Origin of the sequence: Bacteroides sp. 2_2_4 (genome assembly GCF_000157055.1) — a bacterium.
Lineage (GTDB): Bacteria > Bacteroidota > Bacteroidia > Bacteroidales > Bacteroidaceae > Bacteroides > Bacteroides ovatus.
Genome location: NZ_EQ973379.1, coordinates 30,996 through 38,511, shown reverse-complemented (window position 1 = coordinate 38,511; position 7,516 = coordinate 30,996). Strand labels below are relative to the sequence as shown.

Sequence of the window (7,516 nt, the reverse complement as noted above, 5' to 3'; positions counted from 1 at the left end):
TCTTCAGGAGACCCCGATACCGGAAAAACTGCCGGATCCTGGTTTGGAGCCTGTGTTTTCCTGATTGTCGCCGCGACCGTCCTGCGTTCATTCTTCCTGTAATATAGACGGTTATGGAATACAATATCAACAAAGGGATCGGACGCAGCGTGGAGTTTAACGGCCTGCAGGCACAATATCTTTACTTCTTCGTAGGCGGCCTGCTTGCCATCTTCCTGCTGTTCGTCATCTTTTATATGATAGGTATTGACCGGTGGTTCTGCATCGGCTTCGGTGTCCTTTCCGCTTTCGGGCTGGTCTTCGGGATGTTCCACCTGAACAAGAAGTACGGTCCCAATGGCTTGATGAAGCTGGCAGCAGTCAAATACCACCCGTTTTATATCATCAATCGCAAACGTATATCTTCCTTATTTAAAAAACGTATTCATGAGAAATATATTAAAAGCCGCAACGCTGGAAAGTAAGTTTCCTATCCTGTCGGTGGAAGAAGGATGCATCCTCTCCAAGGATGCGGACGTGACCATCGGCTTCAAGGTCTTCTTGCCGGAGCTGTTCACGGTCACTTCCGCAGACTATGAATCCATGCACGGCACATGAACAAAGGCAGTCAAGGTACTGCCGAATTACACGATAGTGCACCGGCAGGACTGGTTCCTGAAAGAGAATTATAAGGCCGACACGCAGAAGGACGAAATGAGTTTTCTGGACCGTTCCTTTGAGCTCCACTTCAATGAACGGCCTTTCCTGAACCATTTTGCCTACCTGTTCATCACCAAGACAACCAAAGAACGGAGCCGCAAAGAGAGCAACTTCTCCATTCTCTGCCGGGGAAACATCATCCCGAAGGAAGTCCGGGACAAGGATGCGGTCAGCCGTTTCCTGGAGAGCGTCGACCAGTTCGAGCGCATCCTGAACGACTCAGCTTTTATCCGTCTGGAACGGTTGACCGCCGACGAGATTGTCGGTACGCCGCAACAGGCCGGACTGATTGAGAAATATTTTTCTCTTTCACAACAGGATACGACCACGCTGAAGGACATACAGATGAGCGCCTCGGAGATGCGTATCGGGGACAATATCCTCTGCGTACATACCCTGTCCGACGTGGACGACCTTCCCGGCTCCGTCCGGACGGATACCCGGTATGAGAAATATTCCACCGACCGTAGCGACTGCCGTCTGAGCTTTGCCGCTCCGGTGGGTCTGATGCTCTCCTGTGACCATATCTACAACCAGTACCTGTTCATCGACGATTCGGCGGAAATCCTGCAACGCTTTGAGAAGACGGCACGCAACATGCATTCGCTCTCCAAGTACAGCCGTGCCAACCAGCTCAACAAACAGTGGATCGATGCCTATCTGGACGAGGCGCATTCTTTCGGGCTGACCGCCATCCGTTGCCATTGCAATGTCATGGCGTGGTCGGACAGCCGGGAGAAACTCAAGGTGATAAAGAACGATACCGGTTCGGCCCTGGCCCTGATGGGATGCAAGCCCCGTTACAATACCATTGACGCGCCTACCCTGTACTGGGCGGGCATTCCCGGCGGTGAGGGTGATTTTCCTGCCGAGGAGTCCTTCTATACGTTCATCGAGCAGGGAGTCTGCTTCTTTACCGGGGAGACGAACTATGCGGATTCCCTGTCGCCTTTCGGCATCAAGATGGCAGACCGGACCAACGGGAAACCCCTGCATCTGGACATCTCGGACGAGCCGATGCGCCGTGGTATCATCACGAACCGAAACAAACTGGTTATCGGTCCTTCCGGTTCGGGCAAGTCATTTTTTATGAACCATTTAGTGAGGCAGTATTGGGAACAGAATACCCACATTATACTGATTGATATCGGGAACAGTTACAAGGGTTTATGCGACCTGATCCACCAGCGTACAAACGGGGAGGATGGCGTGTATTATACGTATAGCGAAAAACACCCGATAGCTTTCAACCCCTTTTTTACAGCGGATAAGATCTTTGACCTGGAGAAGAAAGAGTCCATTAAAACGCTGATTATGTCCCTTTGGAAAAGGGATACGGAAGTAATCACCCGTGCCGAGGAAGTGGCCCTCTCAATGGCGGTCAACCTGTTTCTTGAAAAGATAAAGGAGGATGTTGAGCTGGTTCCTTCCTTTAATACTTTCTACGAGTTCGTACAGGGAGAGTTCCGTGGAATACTGGAGGAGAAACATTACCGCGAGAAGGATTTCGACCTCACTAACTTTCTGAATGTATTGGCTCCATATTACCGTGGTGGAGAATATGATTATCTGCTGAATTCAGATGAGCAGCTCGACCTGCTGAACAAGCGTTTTGTAGTATTTGAAATTGACGAAATTAAGGAGCATAAAATTCTTTTTCCAGTGGTAACGGTCATTATCATGGAGGCTTTTATCAACAAAATGAGACGGTTACATGGGGTTCGGAAGATGATAGTTGTGGAAGAGGCATGAAAGGCAATCGCCCGTGAAGGCATGGCGGATTATATTAAATTTTTGTACAAAACCGTCCGCAAATATTTCGGGGAAGCCGTAGTTGTTACGCAGGAGTTGGATGACATCGTGTCAAGTCCTATTATCAAAGATACCATCATTAACAATGCCGATTGTAAGATTTTGTTGGACCAGCGAAAGTATATCAACAAGTTCGATTCCGTGCAATCCCTGCTGGGATTGACCGACAAGGAGAAAGGGCAGATTCTGTCCATCAACCAGGCCAATGATCCGGCAAGAAAATATAAGGAAGTTTGAATTGGCTTGGGCGGAGTCCGGTCTGCGGTCTACGCCACGGAGACCTCGGTTGAGGAGTACCTCACTTATACCACGGAGGAAACTGAGAAACTCGAAGTCACGCAAATGACGGAGAAGCTGGGCGGCAATATGGAGCAGGCCATCCGTATGCTGGCAAGTGAGAAGAAAAAGAAAAAATAAGGTTAAAATCAAGAAGTAATGAAAAAGAAAGTTTTAAGTCTATTGTTTGTCCTGCCGGCTTTAATTGTGCCGGCAAGCGTGCAGGCGCAGTGGGTGGTGTCCGATCCGGGCAACTTGGTCCAAGGTATCGTGAACAGTGTGAATGAGATGGTGGAAACCTCACAAACGGCACAGAATGCCCTTTCCACATGGAAGGAAACCTCGAAAATATTCGAACAGGGACGGGAGTATTACGAGAAGCTGCGCAAGGTGAACGACCTGATCAGCGGCAGCGAGAAAGTCAAGGAGTCCGTCCTGATGCTGGGCGATATTTCCGAGATTTATGTGAACAATTTCGGCAAGATGCTGACCGACAAGAATTTCAGCCAGCGGGAATTGGACGCGATAGCCTCCGGTTATAATACGATCATGAAGAAAAGCAGCCGCAGCATTGCCGAACTGAAGAATATCATCAATCCCACCGGCATGTCCATGAACGACAAGGAGCGTATAGACCTGGTAAACCGGGTATATGGAGAAATGACGCATTACAAGAAGCTTGCGAACTATTATACCCGAAAGAACCTGCATGTGTCCTACCTGCGTGCCAAACAGAAAAATGAACAACAACAGGTATTTGATTTGTATGGCAAAGACGAGCGTTACTGGTAATCATTCAATTAAAATAAGAACAGTATGTTGCTAATGTCTATTTCATTTGAAAACTTACACCAGATTCTCCGGAATCTGTACGATACGATGACCAGGCTCTGCCAGCCGATGATGGATATGGGAATGGCACTGGCCGCACTGGGAGCCTTGTTCTACATCGCTTACCGGGTATGGCAGTCCCTTTCCCGTGCCGAGCCGATAGATGTTTTTTCGATGCTCCGACCTTTCGTACTGGGTATCTGTATCCTCTTTTTCGATATAATGGTACTGGGAACCCTTAACGGTATCTTCAGTCCCATTGTCCAGGGAACCGGCACTCTGCTCCGGGACCAGACCTTCGATTTGCAGAAATACCAGCAGGAGAAGGACAAGCTCCGGGCGGATATGCTGGCAAAAACCATGATGACCGGAAGCGTCTTTGCCTCTAACGAGGAGCTGGATGCTGAACTGGAGAACATGGGCTGGAGCGAGGAGGAGCATACGGCTTTGCAAACAATGTATGAGGTTTCCTATTCTTTCTCCCTACAGGGGATCACCCAGATGATCATGCGCAAACTGCTGGAGATCCTTTTCCAGTCCGCTACGCTGGTCATCGACACGATCCGCACCTTCTTTTTGATTGTATTGAGTATTCTTGGGCCGATAGCTTTTGCCTTGAGTGTATTCGACGGTCTGCAGAACACGCTCGTCCAGTGGCTGGCACGCTATATCAGTGTCTACCTCTGGCTGCCGGTATCAGACCTCTTCGGGGCGATGCTCGCCAAGATACAGATGCTTATCCTGCAGGAGGAGATGAACCTGATGGCTAACCCGATGAACATCATCGATGTGGACGGTTCCTCGACAATCTATCTGATTTTTATGCTCATTGGTATTATTGGATATTTCTGTGTACCGACGGTTTCAAACTGGATCGTTCAGGCCGGAGGCATGAGTGCCTATAACCGGAATGTGAACAATACGGCATCCAAAGTGACCAATGTGGCGGGTGCCGCGGCAGGTGCTTCAACGGGGAATGTCGGAGCAGTATTATTGAAAAAGTAGGAATGTAAAAAGTATAAGAATTATGGAATTCAAGAGTTTTAAGAACATCGAATCCTCGTTCAGGCAGATACGCCTGTTCACGCTGGTCTTTCTGGGTATTTGCGCATCGCTCACGACCTATGCCATCTGAAAGTCCTACCTGTTCGCTAACCGGCAGCGGGAGAAGGTGTATGTGCTGGATCAGGGCAAGTCATTGATGCTGGCATTGTCACAGGATGCGGCGTTGAACCGTCCGGTGGAAGCCCGCGAGCATGTGCGCCGCCTACATGAGCTGTTCTTTACGCTGGCTCCCGACAAGGCCGCCATCGAATCCAACATCAACCGTGCCATGTATCTGGCGGACAAGAGCCTTTACGGGTATTACAAGGATTGGAACGAAAAAGGATATTATAACCGGCTGATCAGCGGCAATATCAACCAGACCGTCCTGGTGGACAGCATGCAGTGTGACTTCGATAACTATCCCTACCGGATCATCACCTTTGCCCGGCAGATGGTTGTCCGCAGCAGCAATATCACCGAGCGTTCCCTAGTCACCCGTTGTTTCCTGCAGAGTGTAACCCGGTCGGATAATAATCCACAAGGCTTTATGGCGGAGCGTTTCGAGATTCTGGAGAACAGGGATATAAGGACCGTTGAACGCTAAAAAGAACAGGATAATGAAAAGTAAAAAGATAAAAACAGAAATTGGTGAAAAGCTGAAGGGCGTTTGTGAAAGCCTGTCGGAGAAAGAACGTAAGGGAGTGCTTGTCGGCATGCTGGTTATCAGCACGATCTTGTGTGGTGTCACGGTAACACGTGCTTTCGGACGTTTTCTTTTTCACGGCACACAAAAGGAGCTGCCATTTGGCAGGCATGTTCCGGCAGATTCACTCCACCGGACAGATAAAGACAGTATAATGTATCATTCTAAATCAATGGATAATGGAAGATAAAGAATTGGAAAAGCCCGAAGCGGTAGAAGAAACGGCAATACAGCCGGAAACCGGCAGAGCCTTACAGGACGAGCCGGGGAAAGAAAAGAGGGTGCTTGCCCCGGAAGAAATTGAGAAAAGAAGGAAGTTTATTGTGATTCCGGCCTTTATACTGGTATTCCTGGGAGTCATGTACTGAATATTTGCCCCGTCCGGTAAGGAGAACGGGACGAAAGTTTCCGGCAACTCCGGGTTCAACGTGAATGTCCCGGAGCCTACCACGGCCAAGCTGTTGGATAAGAAGACCGCCGCTTACGAGAAGCAGCAGGCGGAAGTGGAGGAAAAAAGCCGGATGAAATCGCTGGAACAGCTTGCCGGGACGTTGCTGGATGGTGGAAAAATAACACCCGATGCGAACGAAAAAGACGGGGACAGGCTGCAACAGTCAGTCAAGACCTACGAGCAAATTTCCAGCCAGCTGGATGATTTCTATGAGACTTCCGAAAAAACTGTAAAAAGTGATCTGGAGAGAAAAGTGGAGGAGTTGAACAAGAAGCTGGAAGAAGCGGAAAAAGAAAAGGACCGGAGGGCTTCCCGTGAGGAACTGATGGAACGTTCCTACAAGATGGCGGCAAAGTATCTGAATCCGGATAAGGATACCATAAAAGAAGAAACAACCGGAAAAGAACTGCCGGAAGCTGTTCCGGTACAGCGGGCGGAGCACCAGACCACCTCCGGCCTTTCACAGCCGGTTACGGATTCCGCCTTTATCGCTTCGCTCGCCGTTGAAAGGAATTACGGTTTCAATACAGCCGTAGGCAGCAGTTACCGGATGGGGACAAATACCATTGCCGCCTGCATTTCGGAAAACCAGACTGTCGAACAGGGAGGCAGGGTAAGACTCAGGCTGCTCCAACCTTTGCAAGCAGGCAACATCATCGTTCCTGCCAACAGTCTGGTAACGGGTGCGGCGGTAATCCGGGGAGAACGGCTGGATATCCTGATCAGCAACATTGAATATGCCGGGAATATCATTCCCGTACAGTTAGCAACTTATGATGTGGACGGGCAGAAGGGAATCTTTGTTCCCGGCTCCGATACCCGCAGTGCGGCAAAGGATGCGGTGGGGACGGTCAGCGAGAGCATGGGAAACAGCGTGTCGTTTGCACGTTCCGCCGGGCAGCAGGTAGTGATGGACCTGACGCGCGGAGTCATGCAGGGCGGCACACGGTTGATCGCCGGACGGGTTCGCGCGGTCAAGGTGACACTGAAAGCCGGATATAAGGTGCTGTTGGTCACAAAGAAACAATAACGGATTATTCACTTTAATAAAAAAGATAAGACAATGAAAACAGTTATAGCATTATTGATGGCTGTTCTGGCCTCGGTATCCGGTTTTTCACAGGAGGAAAGACCGGCAAATCCAGTCAGGATTCTGACGGCGGGCCAGCATATCACCCCTTATAAAATTGAGGTCACTTTCAGCAAGACGGTGCATATCCTTTTTCCTGCCGAAGTACGCTATGTAGACCTGGGCAGTAACAATATCATTGCGGGCAAAGCCGACGGGGTGGAGAATGTGGTACGTGTAAAAGCGGCGGTAAAAGAGTTCCCGGGTGAGACAAACTTCTCGGTTATTACAGGCGACGGTTCCTTTTTTTCTTTCAATGTGGTTTATAAAGAGGAGCCTTCAACGCTGAATATCAATATGGACCGATGGATGAACCCGGACGAAGGGGAAAAGAAAGGAGGCAGTTCCATCCGTGTCACGGAGCTGGGTGAAGAAGATCCGACGGTCATCGCCAGCGTGATGTACACCATCCACCGGCTGGACCGCAGGGACGTGAAGCATATCGGATGCCGCCAGTTCGGGATGCAGGTTCTTCTGAAAGGTATTTATGTGCATAAGGACCTGCTCTTCTTCCACGTTTCCCTGACGAATAATTCCCATGTGCCTTTCGATGTGGATTTCATGCGGT

8 protein-coding genes and 2 pseudogenes are annotated in these 7,516 nt (G+C 49.6%); all 10 read left to right on the top strand.

Annotated features, from left to right (window positions below; all coding sequences use genetic code 11):
* Positions 1–102: DUF4134 family protein (locus tag BSCG_RS29280; RefSeq protein WP_139016528.1), on the top strand; the 102-nt coding region annotated here is incomplete at its 5' end.
* A gap of 11 nt (positions 103–113) precedes the next feature.
* Positions 114–464: a DUF4133 domain-containing protein gene (locus BSCG_RS00495; protein ID WP_008777618.1), complete on the top strand. Its 351-nt coding sequence runs from the start codon at positions 114–116 to the stop codon at positions 462–464.
* Positions 427–2,928, top strand: a pseudogene (locus tag BSCG_RS00505) (TraG family conjugative transposon ATPase). Before BSCG_RS00495 ends, BSCG_RS00505 begins: the two are co-directional and overlap by 38 nt.
* An 18-nt stretch (positions 2,929–2,946) precedes the next feature.
* Positions 2,947–3,579 (top strand): DUF4141 domain-containing protein, encoded by a 633-nt coding sequence (locus BSCG_RS00515; RefSeq protein ID WP_008777614.1) that lies wholly within the window; start codon positions 2,947–2,949, stop codon positions 3,577–3,579.
* A gap of 24 nt (positions 3,580–3,603) precedes the next feature.
* A complete protein-coding gene (traJ, locus tag BSCG_RS00520) occupies positions 3,604–4,623 on the top strand; it encodes a conjugative transposon protein TraJ (RefSeq protein ID WP_032849901.1) in 1,020 nt (339 codons plus the stop codon).
* A gap of 22 nt (positions 4,624–4,645) precedes the next feature.
* A pseudogene (gene traK, locus BSCG_RS00525) lies at positions 4,646–5,269 on the top strand (conjugative transposon protein TraK).
* 13 nt (positions 5,270–5,282) lie between these two features.
* Positions 5,283–5,558, top strand: a complete 276-nt coding sequence (locus BSCG_RS00530; protein WP_008777611.1) for a hypothetical protein — start codon at positions 5,283–5,285, stop codon at positions 5,556–5,558.
* Positions 5,548–5,736 carry a hypothetical protein gene (locus tag BSCG_RS0128205; RefSeq protein WP_032849900.1) on the top strand — a complete coding sequence of 63 codons (189 nt, stop codon included), beginning with the start codon at positions 5,548–5,550 and terminating at the stop codon, positions 5,734–5,736. The genes BSCG_RS00530 and BSCG_RS0128205 overlap by 11 nt, the downstream gene beginning before the upstream one ends.
* Positions 5,737–6,849, top strand: a complete 1,113-nt coding sequence (gene traM / locus BSCG_RS00535; RefSeq protein ID WP_008777610.1) for a conjugative transposon protein TraM — start codon at positions 5,737–5,739, stop codon at positions 6,847–6,849.
* A 33-nt stretch (positions 6,850–6,882) separates the two neighbouring features.
* Positions 6,883–7,516 (top strand): conjugative transposon protein TraN (gene traN, locus BSCG_RS00540; protein ID WP_008777609.1); only part of this gene is annotated, 634 nt, incomplete at its 3' end.

What these genes read in the sequence shown, in the direction of transcription:
- traJ (WP_032849901.1), top strand. Translation starts at nt 3,604, where the DNA reads ATGTTGCTAATGTCTATTTCATTTGAAAACTTACACCAGATTCTCCGG.
- BSCG_RS00530 (WP_008777611.1), top strand. Translation starts at nt 5,283, where the DNA reads ATGAAAAGTAAAAAGATAAAAACAGAAATTGGTGAAAAGCTGAAGGGC.
- BSCG_RS0128205 (WP_032849900.1), top strand. Translation starts at nt 5,548, where the DNA reads ATGGAAGATAAAGAATTGGAAAAGCCCGAAGCGGTAGAAGAAACGGCA.
- BSCG_RS00495 (WP_008777618.1), top strand. Translation starts at nt 114, where the DNA reads ATGGAATACAATATCAACAAAGGGATCGGACGCAGCGTGGAGTTTAAC.
- BSCG_RS00515 (WP_008777614.1), top strand. Translation starts at nt 2,947, where the DNA reads ATGAAAAAGAAAGTTTTAAGTCTATTGTTTGTCCTGCCGGCTTTAATT.